At 61.1% G+C, this 15,804-nt stretch carries 14 protein-coding genes; 6 read left to right on the top strand and 8 right to left on the bottom strand.

The window, feature by feature from the left end; translation table 11 throughout:
• Positions 1-2: 2 nt before the first annotated feature.
• The 6 genes from BK670_RS04950 to BK670_RS04975 all read right to left on the bottom strand — a co-directional run bounded on the left by BK670_RS04950 (position 3) and on the right by BK670_RS04975 (position 6,447).
• Complete coding sequence (locus BK670_RS04950; protein ID WP_123448848.1) at positions 3-1,046, bottom strand: CobW family GTP-binding protein; 1,044 nt, start codon at positions 1,044-1,046, stop codon at positions 3-5.
• 49 nt (positions 1,047-1,095) lie between these two features.
• A complete protein-coding gene (locus BK670_RS04955) occupies positions 1,096-1,749 on the bottom strand; it encodes a UbiX family flavin prenyltransferase (protein ID WP_259697532.1) in 654 nt (217 codons plus the stop codon).
• Positions 1,750-1,760: 11 nt separating this feature from the next.
• Positions 1,761-3,146: a UbiD family decarboxylase gene (locus BK670_RS04960; RefSeq protein WP_123448849.1), complete on the bottom strand. Its 1,386-nt coding sequence runs from the start codon at positions 3,144-3,146 to the stop codon at positions 1,761-1,763.
• A gap of 259 nt (positions 3,147-3,405) precedes the next feature.
• The gene (locus tag BK670_RS04965; protein WP_003224037.1) at positions 3,406-4,311 is read right to left on the bottom strand and encodes an amidohydrolase family protein; all 906 of its coding nucleotides are present in this window, start codon (positions 4,309-4,311) and stop codon (positions 3,406-3,408) included.
• A gap of 4 nt (positions 4,312-4,315) precedes the next feature.
• Positions 4,316-5,245 (bottom strand): amidohydrolase family protein, encoded by a 930-nt coding sequence (locus tag BK670_RS04970; protein ID WP_095047475.1) that lies wholly within the window; start codon positions 5,243-5,245, stop codon positions 4,316-4,318.
• A gap of 311 nt (positions 5,246-5,556) precedes the next feature.
• Complete coding sequence (locus tag BK670_RS04975; protein WP_123448850.1) at positions 5,557-6,447, bottom strand: LysR substrate-binding domain-containing protein; 891 nt, start codon at positions 6,445-6,447, stop codon at positions 5,557-5,559.
• 118 nt (positions 6,448-6,565) lie between these two features.
• Between BK670_RS04975 and BK670_RS04980 the strand changes: the two genes are divergently transcribed.
• The 6 genes from BK670_RS04980 (at position 6,566) to BK670_RS05010 (ending at position 13,820) form a co-directional block, all read left to right on the top strand.
• On the top strand, positions 6,566-7,030 hold the full coding sequence (locus tag BK670_RS04980; RefSeq protein ID WP_123448851.1) for a (2Fe-2S)-binding protein: 465 nt from the start codon (positions 6,566-6,568) through the stop codon (positions 7,028-7,030).
• Positions 7,030-9,243, top strand: a complete 2,214-nt coding sequence (locus BK670_RS04985) for a xanthine dehydrogenase family protein molybdopterin-binding subunit (protein ID WP_123448852.1) — start codon at positions 7,030-7,032, stop codon at positions 9,241-9,243. The genes BK670_RS04980 and BK670_RS04985 overlap by 1 nt, the downstream gene beginning before the upstream one ends.
• 6 nt (positions 9,244-9,249) lie before the next feature.
• Positions 9,250-10,143, top strand: a complete 894-nt coding sequence (locus tag BK670_RS04990; protein WP_123448853.1) for a LysR substrate-binding domain-containing protein — start codon at positions 9,250-9,252, stop codon at positions 10,141-10,143.
• Between the two features lie 181 nt (positions 10,144-10,324).
• Positions 10,325-11,821: a helix-turn-helix transcriptional regulator gene (locus tag BK670_RS04995; RefSeq protein WP_123448854.1), complete on the top strand. Its 1,497-nt coding sequence runs from the start codon at positions 10,325-10,327 to the stop codon at positions 11,819-11,821.
• Between the two features lie 135 nt (positions 11,822-11,956).
• Positions 11,957-12,214: a DUF1652 domain-containing protein gene (locus BK670_RS05000; RefSeq protein WP_123448855.1), complete on the top strand. Its 258-nt coding sequence runs from the start codon at positions 11,957-11,959 to the stop codon at positions 12,212-12,214.
• Positions 12,215-13,226: 1,012 nt separating this feature from the next.
• Positions 13,227-13,820 carry a trimeric intracellular cation channel family protein gene (locus BK670_RS05010; protein WP_259697527.1) on the top strand — a complete coding sequence of 198 codons (594 nt, stop codon included), beginning with the start codon at positions 13,227-13,229 and terminating at the stop codon, positions 13,818-13,820.
• A gap of 125 nt (positions 13,821-13,945) precedes the next feature.
• Here BK670_RS05010 and BK670_RS05020 read toward each other — a convergent pair whose 3' ends face one another.
• Both BK670_RS05020 and BK670_RS05025 read right to left on the bottom strand, forming a co-directional pair.
• Positions 13,946-14,713, bottom strand: a complete 768-nt coding sequence (locus BK670_RS05020) for an SDR family oxidoreductase (protein WP_095120260.1) — start codon at positions 14,711-14,713, stop codon at positions 13,946-13,948.
• A gap of 22 nt (positions 14,714-14,735) precedes the next feature.
• Entirely contained in the window at positions 14,736-15,803 is a 1,068-nt protein-coding gene (locus BK670_RS05025; protein ID WP_123448858.1) for a phosphotransferase family protein, read from the bottom strand.
• Between the last annotated feature and the right edge of the window lies 1 nt (position 15,804).

Raw genomic sequence — 15,804 nt, forward strand, 5'->3', positions numbered from 1 at the left:
TTTCAGCCTGCCAGGCAGGCGGCGAAGCCTTGGTTCAGCGCCGCGCGGTCCAGGTCGCGGCCGATGAACACGATCTTGCTTGAGCGCGGCTCCGAGCCCCACGCGGTCGAGGCGCGAAATTCCACCAGGCTGTGCACGCCTTGCAGCACGTAGCGCTGGTCCTCGTTGGCCACCGCCAGCACGCCTTTCATGCGGTACAGGTTGTCGGCCTGGGAGGAACGTAGTTCGCTGATCCAGCGGTGGAAGGCCATCAGGTTGACCGCGCCGTCCACGGCGATCCCCACCGATGACACGCTTGGATCGTGATCGTGATCGGGCGCTTCGTGATGATGATCGTGGTGGTCGTGGTGCTCAGGTTCGGCGCCGATTTCCATGAGCTTCTGAGTGCATTCGAATGCGCCGATGCCGAGGATTTTCGTCAGGTCGATTTGCGCATGTGTCGAGGTCACCAGATCCGCCGTGGCGTTCAAGCCACGGATCTTGCCGCGCAGGATTTCCACCTCGTCGCTGCTGACCAGGTCGACCTTGTTGATGACGATCCGGTCGGCGCAAACAATCTGATCCACCGCCTGATTGTCGACGCCGTCCAGTTGCAGATCTTCCAGATGCTGGGCGATGTGCTTGGCGTCGACCATGGTCACGATCGCGTCGAGTTCGACTTCTTCAGCGATCGGGTCATTGATGAAGAAACTCTGCGCCACCGGGTACGGATCGGCCAGGCCGCTGGTCTCGATGAGGATGTGATCGAGGCGCACCGGCCGTGCGACCAGTTCGCGGACGATGCGCACCAGGTCCTCGCGAACCTCGGCGGTGCAGCACACGCAGCCGTTGACCATCTCGTAGATTTCTTCGGTTTCCGAGCTGAGGACGAGATCGCCGTCGATGCCGACTTCGCCGAATTCGTTTTCGATCACGGCGATTTTGCGACCGTGGTTTTCCTTGAGGATGTAGTTGAGCAGGGTGGTTTTACCGGCGCCGAGGAAGCCGGTGAGGATAGTCACGGGGATTTTGGTGTTCGGGGTTGGGGCGTTGAATGGGGTATTCATCTGAAGCTCCTTAACTGTGTTTTTGTCGGAGTGCGATCAACTGTGGGAGCTAGCCTGCTAGCGAATGCGGTGTGTCATTCAGCGGTGATGGTGACTGGTCCACCGCTTTCGTCGGAACGCCGCCCGGACCAGGCTCGCTCCCACAGGGATTTGGGTGTTCTTGCCAACGGGTGACGACGCCAGCATCGAGGCCAAACAGGTCGAGCACGCGACCGAGGCTGTGGTCGACCATTTGCGCCAGGTTCTCCGGGCGGGCGTAGAAGGCTGGCACCGGCGGGGCGATGATCCCGCCCATCTCGGTGACGGCGGTCATGTTGCGCAGATGGGCGAGGGTCAGCGGCGTTTCGCGGGCCATCAACACCAGCGTGCGGCGTTCCTTGAGCGTGACGTCGGCGGCGCGGCCGATCAGCCCCGATGACGTGCCGGTGGCAATCTCCGCCAACGTCCGCATCGAACACGGCGCGACGACCATGCCCAGACAACGAAACGAGCCACTGGCAATCCCGGCAGCGACGTCATCGGCGCGGTGGTAGTGGCTGGCCAGCGCGGTCACGTCGGCCAGCTTGTAGTCGGTCTCGTGGGCCATGGTCAGCAGCGCGGCGCGGCTGATGATCAGATGGCTTTCGATGTCGAGTTCGGCGAGCAATTGCAGGAGACGCACGCCATAGATGAAGCCAGACGCGCCGCTGATGCCGACCACCATCCGTTGGCGGTTCACGACTGCAGGCCTTTGATCAATTGCCGGGCGCGTTCAAGCACGTCCCGATCGAGTTGCGCCTTGATCCCGTCGAACCCCGATCCACGCGTGGCATCCAGGCCCATCCGCGAAGTGGTGCCGTTGACCGACGACGAAGGATCGAGCGGACTGCCCGGCAAGCCATCAATGGTGAACATATCCAGGTGCGGCTGAAAGTGCGTGGCCAGCGCCCACAGCACCTGGCTGTCATCGCTGATGTCGATATCGCTGTCCACCGCGATCACGGTTTTCAGGTACGGATCCCAGCCGAGCAACGCCAGCATGATCTGCCGCGCCTCGCCGTCGCGGCTCTGATCCAGCGCCACGTAACAGTGAAAGTGCGTACCGGAATTTGGGTAATGCACGGCGGTGACGGCGGGGAACCGCGCTTTCAGTTTCTCGCTCATCTCGGCCTCGCGCGGCAGGCGGGCGAGGGTCAGGTGTTCGGCGTAGCGACCGCCCATGACGTCGACCAGCCAGGCGTCCTTGCGCTTTAACAGCGTATCCACGCGCAGCACGTTGTTGGTCGAGCGATCCGAGGAGTAACCGCTGAACTCACCGAACGGACCTTCCTCGGCATACGCCGCCGGGTCGATGGCACCTTCCAGAACAAACTCGGCATACGCCGGCACACCGATGCCGTAGCGCGGGGTTTTCACCAGTTCCAGTGGCGCACCGAACAAGCCGCCAGCTACTGCGCGTTCATCGGCGCCATAAGGCAGACGCGCAGCGGCGGCGAGCATGAACAGCGGGTGCGCACCAACCACCATTGCTACGCGCAACTCCTCGCCACGTTCGCGTGCGGTTTGCAGCATCCGCCACAAATGACCGCGTGAATGCAGGCTGGTAGCGAGGGCCTGCCGGGCGTGGCGCATCGAGCGGTGGTAGCTCATGTTGGCGATGCCGGTCAGCGGGTCCTCGGCAATGATGATCGCGTTGGTGATGTACGGCCCACGGTCACTGTCAAAATGCTTGAGCATCGGCAGCAGCGCGAGGTCCAGCGCTTCGCCTTCGAACACTTCATCAAGGATTGGCCCGTTCTCCACATAACATGGTGCGATGGGCTGGTTGGCGCGGGTCTGGAAGGTTTCGTGCAGTTGCGCCGGGAGCACGCCGAACAGCCGGGCGATGCGGGTTCGGGACGCAAACAGATTGGTCGCCACCGGTACGCCAAGATGGCCGACGTGTTCGCAGATCAGCAGTGGATCGCGGCCTTGGGCGGCGAGGGCATCGACCAGGGCGGTGACGTCCTGATCGGCGGAAATCGCTTGGGTGAGAGTCAGCACATCGTCCGGGTACTCACGGCGATAGGCGTCGATGAACACGTGAAAGTCCTGGGAATCGCCGAGCGTCGAACGGGTCATGGTGTCACCTCGTAAAAAGCAGGCACGCAGGGGTGAGAGGGCGTTCGCGCGGCCAGCCGTTGGCCTGCCGGTCGAGCGAAACGCCGGGTCATCTTCGTGCCTGTAAAGTCGCTGTGTTGCCCACATGAAACACTGGAGATCCCCTGTGGCGAGGGAGCTTGCTCCCGCCGGACTGCGCAGCAGGCCTGTCTTTTTGGGGCGGCTTCGCCACCCAGCGGGAGCAAGCTCCCTCGCCACAGTGGTGCAGCATTTCTTCAGGTCAGAGGTACGTAGTGGTCAGGCGAATGTCGGCCTCGACCAGATCCTTGGGCGGCGGTGTCGGCTCGATCCCGCACAACCGGGCGATGTTGTTGCCCAGGTAATCCTCGAGATGATCCTCATCGATGCCCAGGCCTTGCGGCGCTGGTGAGCACAACACCTCAAGTTCCCTCAGCCACATGCCCGGTTCGTTCGGCGGCGAATCAGTGCCGAACACGATCTTGTTGCGCGGCAGTTCCTTGGCGAACTCGACGATCCGCGACTGGAAGCACCAGCCCGATTCGCAGTACACGTTTGGCGTGTCCATGGCCATCCAGAACGCCTCGAACGAGTAGTTGCCGCCGGTCTGGATGCCGAAGTGCCCGATGATGAAATTGACCATCGGGAACTCGCGGATGATCGGGTAGAACATCGTCGGAATCGTGTACGGGCCGTCGCCGGTGTGGATCAGCACGACGATGTTGTACTTGGCGCAGACTTTCATCGCCGGGCGCAGCCAGTCGAGTGCGCGATCCGGGCGATAGCCGTGCATGTTGGCGTGCAGCTTGAGCATCTTGAAGCCGTATTCCTTGATGTGGAATTCCAGCTCCGCCGCACCGTTTTCCGGTCCCCAGCGCGGGTTGAAGTTGAAGTTGCCGATGAAGCGGTCCGGGTACTTCACGCAGAGTTCAGCGACATAGGACATGTAGTCGCGCACGCCCTCGCGGCCCCGGCGGTTGCCGTCGCGATAACCGGTGTTGCCCGGTGGCGGCTGGATGAAACCCATGTCGATGCGGCGTGGTTTGCCGTTGATCATGTACGGGCCGTCCATCAACTTGAGCATGCGCTCGCCGGTGAACGGTTCGCCGGTGTGGCGCCAGGCCTCGTCGACCAGGTTGGTAGGGTGCAGATGGGTGTCGATGATCATCGGTTCAGCTCCTGGCCAGTTGAGTGGTGACGGGACGCTTGAGTTGCGCCTCTGCTTCGGAAACGGAACGCGGTGGCGGGGTTGGCTCAAGGCCGATCATCCGCGCGGTGTTGTTGCCCAGATACTCTTCGAGGGTGTCCTCGTCGAGGTTCAGGCCTTGCGGCGGCTCGTGGCAAAGCACTTCGAGCAGGCGCAGCCACATGCCCGGTTCGTTCGGCGGCGTGTCGGTGCCGAAGAGGATCTTGTGCGTCGGCAAGACCTTGGCGAATTCGACGATCCGCGATTGCAGGCACCAGCCGGATTCGCAGTAGACGTTGGGCAACTCCATCGCCCATTGCATCGGTTCGAACACATAGACGCCGCCGGTCTGCACGCCGAAGTGGGCCATGATGAAATCGACGTTGGGAAATTCCTTGATCATTGGCACCCATTCCGACGGGATGCTGTACGGCCCGTCACCGGTGTGCAGCTTGACCGGAATACCCAGCTCGGCGCATTTCTCGAAGCATGGGCGCACCCAGTCGAGTGCACGGTCAGGACGGTAGGCATGCATGTTGGCCTGCATTTGCACCATCTTGAAACCATGTTCCTTGACGTAGCGCTCGATCGCCTCGACGCCGTTTTCCACGCCGCAGCGCGGGTTGTAGACGAAGCAGCCGATGAAGCGGTCCGGGTAGGTCTGGACCATTTTCAGGGTGTAGGCCATGTAAGCGTCGATGGATTCACGGCCCGACAGTTCGCCGTCGGTCCAGGTGTAAATCGTGTTGCCCTGCGGCGGCTGGATGAAGGCTTTGTCGATACGGCGCGGCTTGCCGTTGACCATGTACGGGCCATCCATCATCTCCAGCAGACGCTCGCCGGTGAACGGATCACCGTCATGCCTCCAGGCGAGGTCCACGAGATCCGTGGGATAGCAGCTGATATCGATGATCATTGCAGTCGATCTCCTGATAGCGGGGAAGGGAGCCTTGCGGCTCTCGGCATCCACGTCCCGGGCAATCGGCCGTTGCTATGCGCAAGACACGCGCATTCCCTCGCCTGTTCGCATCCGGCCCGGGTGGGTGGTTGCTGGGGGCGAGTATTGGAAGGCGGGGTCGGGTTCGTACAATATTAATTGGGCGCGGTGGTGATACTTGTTCGATATGGTTTTGGTCTTGTGGTGAATGTGCCGGTGCAATCGCGAGCAGGCTCACTCCTATAGGAGAACGCATTCCAACTGTAGGGGTGAGCCTGCTCGCGATAGCGTCAAGATTGTGTGCGCAGTGCCAACTGCTTGATCACCTCAACCACCGGCGCCACGCGCTCGGCCTGGCCGTGTGGCCACACCGCGTAAAGGTTGTAATGCGCGGCGATCTGCACCTCGTTCAGCGCTACGAGCCGCCCACTGCGCAACGCATCGGCGGCCAGTAATCCACGCACCAGCCCTGCGCCGACACCGGCCTCAGCCGCCGCTATCAAATTCGCCGCATTATCAAAAATCACCCGCGTCGGCGGTTCGTTCGGCGGCATTCCGGCCGCATCCAGCCATGGAATCCACGAGCGCCGCGTGTAGCCCAACAATGGCAATTGAAGAATCTGCGCCGGGCTCAACGGCACTTGCAATCCATGCCGTTCCAACAGCGCCGGTGCAGCCACCGCCAGCACCCGATCGCCACAAATTTGCGTCATCTCGCAGTCGTCCCAATCGCCGTACCCGTAACGCAATGCCAGATCGACCCGCTCAAATGTGCTGCGATCACTGCGCGGCATCGACAGCAGCGTGACTTCGTAATCCGGCAGCTCATCGAGCAACTGCGGCAGGCGCGGATTGAGCCAGCTCTGCGCCAGTTCGCTGTCGATGTCCAGCGTCAGGCGTTGCGCCACGCTGCGGTTTTTCACCGAGGACAAGGCGCGATCAATCTGCGCCAGACCGTCCGACAACACGCTGGCAAACAACTGCCCGGCGTCGGTCAGATTGCTGCCGCCACCTTCACGCACGAACAGCGGCTGGCCGATGAAATCTTCCAGCGCGCGGATCTGCTGGCTGATCGCACTGTGGGTCAGATCAAGTTTGCGCGCGGCACTGGAGAAACTGCCGCTGCGCGCCGCGTGGATAAACGCGCTCATGGACTGCACCGACGGGTATCGCTTGTACATGTTGTTAGTCCTGCTTACAGCGGTTGGCAGAAATCGTCGCTGGCCGCGTTTTGCTCAGGGTTCCAATAATCGGTCACCAGGCCCGCACAAAGACGGGCCGCTCTTTTGGAGCCTGACAATGATTGCATTCACGGTTAACGGCGAACGACGCGAGCTGGATGAAGCGTCCTCCTCCATGCCCTTGTTATGGGTACTGCGTGATCAACTGAATCTCACCGGCACCAAGTTCGGTTGCGGCATGGGCCTGTGCGGTGCCTGCACCGTGCACCTGGACGGTGTCGCGGTGCGTTCCTGCCAATTGCCGGCGGCCGCCGTCGCGGGCCACCGCATCACCACCATCGAAGGCTTGTCACCGACGCAAAACCATCCGTTGCAATTGGCCTGGATCGCCGAAGATGTGCCGCAATGCGGTTACTGTCAATCCGGGCAGATCATGTCCGCCGCTGCCTTGCTCAACACCGGCGCGGCGGTCACCGACGATTCGATCCGCAACGCGATGTCGGGAAACATCTGCCGCTGCGGCACTTACGGGCGCATCAACAAAGCTATCAAACGCGCGGCGAATGCGCCGAAGGAGGCGTGATGAGTCTTATCGACGACAGCCGCATCGAATTGCCGCGGCGCATGTTTCTCAAGCAAGCAGCAACCGTTGCTTCAGGCCTGGCGATTGCCCTGTATCTGCCGGGCGGCATGGCGGCGACTGACCCGAAAGCTCCAGCACCGGCCAGCGAATTCGAGCCGAATGCCTGGGTGCGCATTTTTCCCGACGGCACGGTGAAACTGGTGGTGCACAAGCACGACTCCGGCACCGGCACGCAAACGGCGCTCGCCGCGTGCGTGGCGGAAGAGCTGGACGTCAACCCGATGACCGTGCAGGTCATCACCCCGGAAGATCCGTTCTTCGAGACCTACATTCATCCGGTCTGGAAGGTGTTTTCCACCGGTGGCAGCACCAGTGTTTCCCTTGAATACGACCGTTTGCGCATGGCCGGTGCCACGGCGCGGGCGCTGCTGATCACGGCGGCGGCCAAACAGTGGAAAGTCAGCCCTGACAGTTGCACCACTGAAGAAGGGCGGGTCGTGCACATTGCGAGCAGACGCAGCCTCGGTTACGGCGAACTGGTCGGTGTCGCGGCTAATCTGCCAGCGCCGACAAACGTTACGCTGAAGGATCCGGCGCAGTTCAAATACATTGGCAAACTGCGCCACAAACGCGATGCAGCGGCCAAGGTCTGCGGGCAATTCAAGTACAGCATCGACGTGCAATTGCCGGACATGCTGGTGGCGGTCATCCAGCGCGCGCCGGTGGTGGGAGCGAACGTGCTCAGCGTCGACTCAGCGGCCGCGTTGCAGGTGCCGGGTGTACGCAAAGTGCTGGCGATTCCGGGGCGGCCTGATGTGCTCGGCGGCAATCTGGAAGGTGTCGCGGTGTTGGCGGATACGTTCTGGGCCGCGCAGCAGGGGCGTAATCTGCTGGCGATCAAGTGGAGCGATTCGCCGCTGGCCGGGTTCGACAGCGAGCAGCTGTCCAGCGCGCAGGCCAAGGCTATCGGCGACCCGAAAGCACAAACCGTCAAAGCCATGACCCAGGGTGATGTCAGCCGCCAATGGCCGCAAGCGGCGAAGCTGATCGAAGCCGATTACACCATGCCCTACAAGGTGCAAAACCCGCTGGAACCGATTTGCATCACCGCGCAGGTCAAGGACAAGGCAATCACTTACTGGGGCGGCGTGCAGGTGCCGTCCTCGGCATTGGAAGCGGCGCAAACCGTGTGCGGCATCGACAAGGCCAACGTGACCATTCATGAGTTGGTCTCCGGCGGCAGTTTCGGCGCGCGGGAAGCCAAATACTGGTTGTTCGAAGTGGCGTATCTGGCGCAGAAAACCGGCGTACCCGTGAAGCTGCTCAATAGCCGCGAAGACGAAATGCACGCGCTGTTCAATCATCCGGCCACCCTGCATCGAGTCAAAGGCGCGCTCGATGCCCAGGGCAAACTCACCGCGCTGCAACTGCACGCGGTGTCGCCGGCCTCGCCGGAGCAGTGGGAGCCGGGTTACTTCGAACGTCCGGACAAAATGGATTACAGCACCACCGAGGCGATCACCGCGTGGGACTTCGCCTACCGGCCACCGCATCTGGAGCTGAACTGGGTCAAGCATGAAAGCAACGTGCCCAGCGGCTGGTATCGCTCGGTAAGCTTCATCCCCAACGTGTTCGCCGTGGAAAGCTTCATGGATGAGCTGGCCGATGCGGCCGGTGAAGATCCATTGGCGTTCCGGCTGGCCAATATGCAGGAGCGGCCACGGCATGTGGCGGTGCTCAAACAGGCTGCCGAGCGCGCCGGTTGGGGCAAACCGTTGCCGCCGGGCACGGCGCTGGGGATCGCCACCAACCAGGGTTACACCAGTTTTATTGCGGTGGTTGCGCGAGTGGCGACGGTTGATGGCAAGGCCCAGGTCGAGAAGCTCACCTGTGTGGTCGATTGCGGTCTGGCGGTTTCGCCGGGCGGTGTCGAAGAGCAGATCTACGGCGGCCTGATGTGGGGACTTGGCCATGCCTTGTTCGACCGACTCGACATCAAACAGGGCAGGGTGGTGCAGAGCAACTTCCACGACTACCGCGTTACCCGCATGTCGGACATGCCGGCCACAGACATCGTCGTACTGGATGGCGAGCCGAGCAAACCCGGCGGCGTCGGCGAGTTGGGCAGTCCGTCGGTGGTGCCGGCTATCGCCAATGCGTTGTTCGCGCTGACCGGTGTGCGCCAGCGTTCGACGCCACTGAGTCTGGGGTAAGCCGCCATGGACTTGCGTCTGCTGCGGTACTTCATGGCGTTGGCCGATGAGCTGCACTTCGGTCGCGCCGCCGAACGGCTGCACATCTGCCAGCCGCCGCTGAGCCAGCAGATTCGTTTGCTGGAAGAGGAACTCGGTACGCCGCTGTTCGAGCGCAGCCATCATCGGGTCGAACTGACCGCGGCGGGGCAGATGCTCAAGGAGCAGGCGCCGCTGGTGTTCGAGCAACTTGAAAGAGCACTGGACCTGACGCGGCAGACCGGGCGCGGGCAGTTGGGTGAGCTGGAAATCGGCATGATCAGTTCGGTCATGGTCGGTGTGCTGCCCAAGGCCTTGCACCTGTTTCGCGAACGCTATCCGCAGGTCAACTGGCGTCTGCATGAAATGACCCCGGCGGCACAGGTCAAGGCGTTGAAGGAGAAACGCATTGACGCTTGCGTGTTTCGCGTCGGCTATGACGATCCGCAGTTGCGCAATGAACTGCTGATCTACGAGCCGATCAACGTGGTGATGCCGGCGGATCATCCGCTGGCCACTCGCGAGGTGCTGGCGCCGGCGGATCTGGCGCAGGAGCCGTTTGTGGCGCTGGAATTGAAACAGTCGCGGTTCGCGCATTTTCTTTATCAGTGCTGTATTCAGGCCGGGTTCACGCCGCAGATTCGTCAGCAGGTGATCGAGGTGCAGACCTTGCTGAGTCTGGTGCGCGCCGGGTTTGGCGTGGCGCTGTTGCCGGCGTCCATTGAGCAATTGGCCCCGGCGGGGCTGGTGTTTCGGCGCCTGACCCCGGCATTGCCGGAGGTGCCGCTGTATGCCACTTATCGGGCGGACGATGCTTCGCCGGTGCTTAAGCTGTTTCTCGACACGTTGCGTGAGCTGGTAGTTGACTCAAGCCAGCACTGAACCAGGTAGGAGCTGCCGAAGGCTGCGATCTTTTGACTTTGATTTTTAAAGATCAAGATCAAAAGATCGCAGCCTTCGGCAGCTCCTACAGGGAGAATTGTGGTGGTTTTTAGATGGTCGGCACGATCACGGGCCGCTGCGGTCGTACTCTTCACATGGGCGTATCACTTGTGGAGATCCAATGAGCCAGGAAGTCCTGACCACCGAAACCAATCGCCGTCAGTTGCAGCAGATCATCGCCGGGCTGTCCGATGGGGTAATCCTGTTGGAGATGGATCAGAGCATTCTCTGGGCCAACGAAGCCGCGCTGGCCATGCACGGTGTCAACCGGATCACCGATCTGGGCCACAATGCCGACGAATACGCCAAGAAGTTCAACTTGCGCTATCGCAACAATCATTCGATCACCGCCGAAAACTACCCGATCAGCCGAGTGGCGCGCTGTGAGAGTTTCAATGACGTATTGATTGAGGTGTCGCCGACTGACGATCCTGAACGCGTCTGGGTGCATAGCGTGCGCAGCATGATTCTTACCGATCGCGAAGGGCAGCCCGAGTCGCTGGTGCTGATCATGAGCGACGTCACTGAGTGGGCCAACGCTGAGCAACGCTTTGAAAGGACGTTTAACGCCAACCCCGCACCGGCGGTGATCTGCCGCCTTAGCGACCTGCGCTACATCAAGGTCAATCCGGGTTTTTTGGAGATGACCGGCTACACCCGCGAGCAAGTGATCGGCACTTCCGCTTATGAAATCGATATTTTCGAGCAGGCCGAGAAAAGGGATCTGGCGATCCAGCGTCTGCGCGATGTCGCGACCATACCGCAGATGCAGGCCGAGCTGCGCCTGCCCGATGGCAGCAGCAAGCAAGTGATCGTGGCCGGTCAGCCGCTGACGCTCAACGATGAGGATTGCATGCTGTTCTCCTTTGTCGACATGGAGTTGCGGCACAGGGCCGAGGTGGCGCTGCGTCAGAGTGAGGAGCGTTTTGCCAAGGCGTTTCGCCTGACGCCGGTGCCGATCCTGATTTGCAGCGCTGATGAGCAGCAGGTGATCGACGTCAATGAGGCCTTCCTCGAAACTCTGGCCTACGAGAGCGAGGACGTGCTCGGCAAAACCGTGACGCAACTGGATTTTATCGACGACAGCGGCGCACGCACGCGGTTGCTGGCGGCGCTGGCGAAAAACGGCAGGGTTGATCGAGTGGATGTGCGGGTACGCAAAAAGGATGCGGATCTACTCGAATGTGCGCTGTCCGCCGATACCGTGAATATTCAGGACACGCCATGTTATTTGCTGGTTCTGATGGACATTACCGAGCGCAAGCGTACCGAGCTTGAGTTGGTGGCGGCGATTGAGGAGGTGATGAAAGACGCTTCCTGGTTCAGCCGTACGTTGATCGAGAAACTGGCGAATGTGAAGAAGGTCAACTCGCCGCAACTGCCGAGCGTTTCGTTCACTGATCTGACGGCGCGCGAGCGTGATGTGCTGGGGTTGATCTGTGAAGGGCTGGCGGACAAGGAGATTGCGGCGCGGCTGAAACTGGCGCCGAACACGGTGCGTAATCATGTGGCCACGGTGTATTCCAAGCTCGATGTACACAGCCGCAGTGAGGCGATTGTCTGGGCGCGCGAGCGTGGATTGTTTTCCGGGGAGCGGGGCGCCAAGGGCCAGCGCTGAGGTGCAAATGCACTAGTTCAACAGGTGCAAATTGAGGTGTTGGCGGTCGACGGCTGTTCTTAGTCTGGCGGGGTGCGATACGAGTGTTTTTGGCTCGGGATCGCGGCCCTTCGCAGTCGTTATAGGAACAGTCTGATGATGAATCTTGCGCAGTTGCGCTCGCAGCTTGAACGCAGTTTTTCGCCGCTGGCGTGTGAGTGTCTGGTGGATGGCGATCATTCGCTGACCGTGAAGCTTTATCACCCGGTGTCGGGGCAGGTGGATCTGGTGATCAGTGGGCTGAAACTTAATGCGCTGCGGACGCCGGAGGCGGTGGATGCCTTGATTGAAGAATTGCGGTATGAGTTGGAGAGTAATTCTTTGCGGTCTTTTCGGGATCCGGATTTGGCTTAGGCCTTTTGGGTTTGGGTTTGGGTTTGGGCTTGGCGGCCTTTGGGCCGACCATGCTCTTGGGGTTTGGGTGTATATCCGTTGCTGCGGGGGTTGCGGCTGGCGGTTTCGCCCTTACGGCGAGGCACTTTTTCCAGACGCCGAAAAAGTACCCAAAAAGGCTTGCCGCAACGTTCGGCCCGCTCGCTGGGGCTCGGGGTTCCTTCGCTCCGGGATCGATCCGGGGGTAGCGCCTACGGTTTGCTTCGCTGCACCTCCTCTCGCTGTGTTTGGCTTCGCCAAACGGTCGCTGCGCTCCCACCCCCGGATCAATCCCTCCGCTCAGCCTGCCGACGCGGCCGGTGAATCAAGATCAAGAGCTGCAGTCGAGCTAACGCTCATCCTGTTTGCACTCAATTTCACTGTGGGGGCTGGCTTGCTGGCGACGGCGGCCAGCCGACCAATCCTTTGCTGGATGCACTCAATTCCACTGTGGGGGCTGGCTTGCCAGTGATGGCGGCCTGCCGGCCGACCAATCCTTTGCTGGATGTACTCAATTCCACTGTGGGAGCTAGCCTGCTGGCGATGGCAGTCTGACTGGCAAAACGGATTTCAGTCTGCCAACCCGCTCGAATCCCAACGCAAAATCGACAGCCACATTCCCCGGACACGGCCGATTCACTGGCGCTTGCGGGGGGCTCGGCTATAAAGAATGAGTGGTCAGGTCTTCCGTGGTCGGTTCGGTCGCGGGGGTTGCTCTTCCATTTGTCGCGGGTCGTCCTATGAAAAGTCCTGGGAAACGCGTGTTGCCGTTGGCTTTCTTTACAGTGTTGCTGGCTGGCTGTGCCAGTCCTCCACCCCCTCCACCGGTAGCGCCGCCGCCACCGCCGGAGCGCACGTGTCAGGTGCTCGAAAACACTGAGGTCGCCGGTGACGTGTACGCCGACGGGCAGGTTACTCGACACATCACTACCACCCGTTGCGTCACGCAATAGCGCCGGCGGGGCGGCAGTCCCGGGTTGAGCGGATTGTGCTGGTGGCTGACCTGGCCGGCACTGCGGTGTTTGCCGTGGAAGGTGCTATTGCGGCGATGCGCAGTCAACTCGACTTGCTCGGGGTGATGGTGATTGCGTTTATCGTCGCCCTCGGCGGCGGGGTCACCCGTGATTTGCTGATCGGGGCGACGCCACCCAATGCTGTGGCCGACTGGCGCTACCCAGCACTGGCGTTTTTCATGGGCGGGCTGGCGTTTGCCTTTCATGAGCAGGTGCTGGGCTGGTCCGGTTCAACCCTGATTGTGCTGGATGCAGCGGGCTTGGCGCTGTTTGCCGTGGCGGGTGCGCAGAAAGCGTTGAATTTCGGGATCACGCCGTTTGTGGCGATGCTGATGGGCACCATTACCGGCGTCGGTGGCGGTGTGATACGCGACATTGTGCTGGCGCGGGTACCGGTGGTGTTGCAGGCGGATCTCTATGCCAGTTCAGCGTTTGTCGGTGCGGCGGCGTTGATCATCGGTCGCAGGCTCGGCGTTTCGCCGGTAGCGGCGGCGTTGCTGGCGGGGGCGGCGTGTTTGCTGTTGCGTTTGCTGTCGGTGCATTTCGGCTGGCAATTACCGAAAGTCCTTGCCTGATACACAACCCTTGTAGGAGTGAGCCTGCTCGCGATAGCGGTGTATCAAATACATAAATGTTGACTGATACACCGCTATCGCGAGCAGGCTCACTCCTACAGGGGGTTATGTGTTTGCAATGGGGATCAGGACAGGAACCCGCCATCCACATTTAGCGCGACCCCGGTGGTGTAACTCGACGCATCACTCGCCAGGTACAACACCGCACCGGCCATTTCACTCGGATCAGCCACACGCTTGAGCGGAATCTGCGTCAGGGCTTGCTTGAGAATCGCATCGTTCTTCACCAGCGCCGAGGCAAACTTGGTGTCGGTCAGGCCTGGCAGCAGGGCGTTGCAGCGAATGCCGAACTGCGCGCACTCCTTGGCGAAGACCTTGGTCATGTTGATCACCGCCGCTTTGGTCACCGAGTAGATACCCTGGAAGATCCCCGGCGAAATGCCGTTGATCGACGCGACGTTGATGATGCTGCCGCCACCGTTCTCGCGCATCAGCTTGCCGGCTTCAACCGACATGAAGAAGTAGCCACGAATGTTCACGTCGACGGTTTTCTGGAACGCGCCAAGATCGGTGTCCAGCACATTGCAGAATTGCGGGTTGGTCGCGGCGTTGTTGACCAAAATATCGAGGCGGCCGAACTGTTCCTTGATCCCGGCGAACACCTGGCTGATCTGTTCCATTTCACCGATGTGGCAGGCCACCGCAGTGGCTTTGCCGCCAGCGGCGATGATCGCGTCGGCGACGTGCTGGCAGCCGTCGAGCTTGCGACTCGACACAATCACGTGGGCGCCTTGCTGAGCCAGCAGTTTGGCGATGGCTTCACCGATGCCGCGGCTGGCGCCGGAGACGAAAGCGATTTTGCCGTCGAGGTCGAACAACTGAGTCTTGGACATAGGGGTTCCTTGGTGTGGGCCGTCAGAGGCTCGATTTCGCAATGACCTGCAGGCTCATCTGCTCCAGCAGTTTGTTCATGTGAATAAACTGCGCGAAGCGTTTGTCCTGGGTCTGGCCGTGGTAGAAGCGGTAGTAGATCTGCTGCACGATGCCGGCCAGACGGAACAGGCCGTAGGTGTAGTAGAAGTCGAAATTGTCGATCTGGATGCCCGAACGCTCGGCGTAGTAATCGACGAACTCGCGACGGGTCAGCATGCCCGGGGCGTGGCTTGGCTGGCGGCGCATCAGTTGCACCGGTGCCGGGTCGCCGGCTTCGATCCAGTAGGCGAGGGTGTTGCCCAGGTCCATCAGCGGGTCGCCGAGGGTGGTCAGTTCCCAATCGAGCACGCCGATGATTTGCATCGGGTTGTGCGGGTCGAGGATAACGTTGTCGAAGCGGTAGTCGTTGTGGACGATGCTCGAGGTCGGGTGGTCGGCCGGCATCTTGTCGTTGAGCCAGGCTTTGACCTTTTCCCAGTGCGGCGCATCCGGGGTCAGGGCTTTTTCGTAGCGTTCGCTCCAGCCCTTGATCTGGCGGGCGACGTAGCCTTCCGGCTTGCCCAGATCGCCGAGGCCGCAGGCGTTGTAGTCGACCCGGTGCAGCTCGACGAAGCGGTCGATGAAGCTTTTGCACAAGGCTTCGGTTTTCGCCGAATCAAGACCCAGTTCCGGTGGCAGGTCGGAGCGCAGGATGATGCCCTTGACCCGTTCCATCACGTAGAACTCGGCGCCGATCACCGACTCATCGGTGCAGTGCACGTAGGCTTTCGGGCAATACGGGAAACCGTCGCGCAGTTGATTGAGAATGCGAAATTCGCGGCCCATGTCGTGGGCAGACTTGGCCTTGTGGCCGAACGGCGGCCGGCGCAGGACGAATTCCTTCTGCGGGTATTCCAGAAGGTAAGTCAGGTTCGACGCGCCGCCGGGAAACTGGCTGATCGCAGGTAAGCCGGTCAGGCCCGGAATGTGCGCCTTGAGGTACGGATCGATCAGGCTGGCATCGAGTTCTTCGCCAGAGCGGATCCGGGTGGACTGGTCAGTAAGCGCCATG

Origin of the sequence: Pseudomonas fluorescens (genome assembly GCF_003732425.1) — a bacterium.
Taxonomy (GTDB): Bacteria; Pseudomonadota; Gammaproteobacteria; order Pseudomonadales; family Pseudomonadaceae; genus Aquipseudomonas; species Aquipseudomonas fluorescens_BE.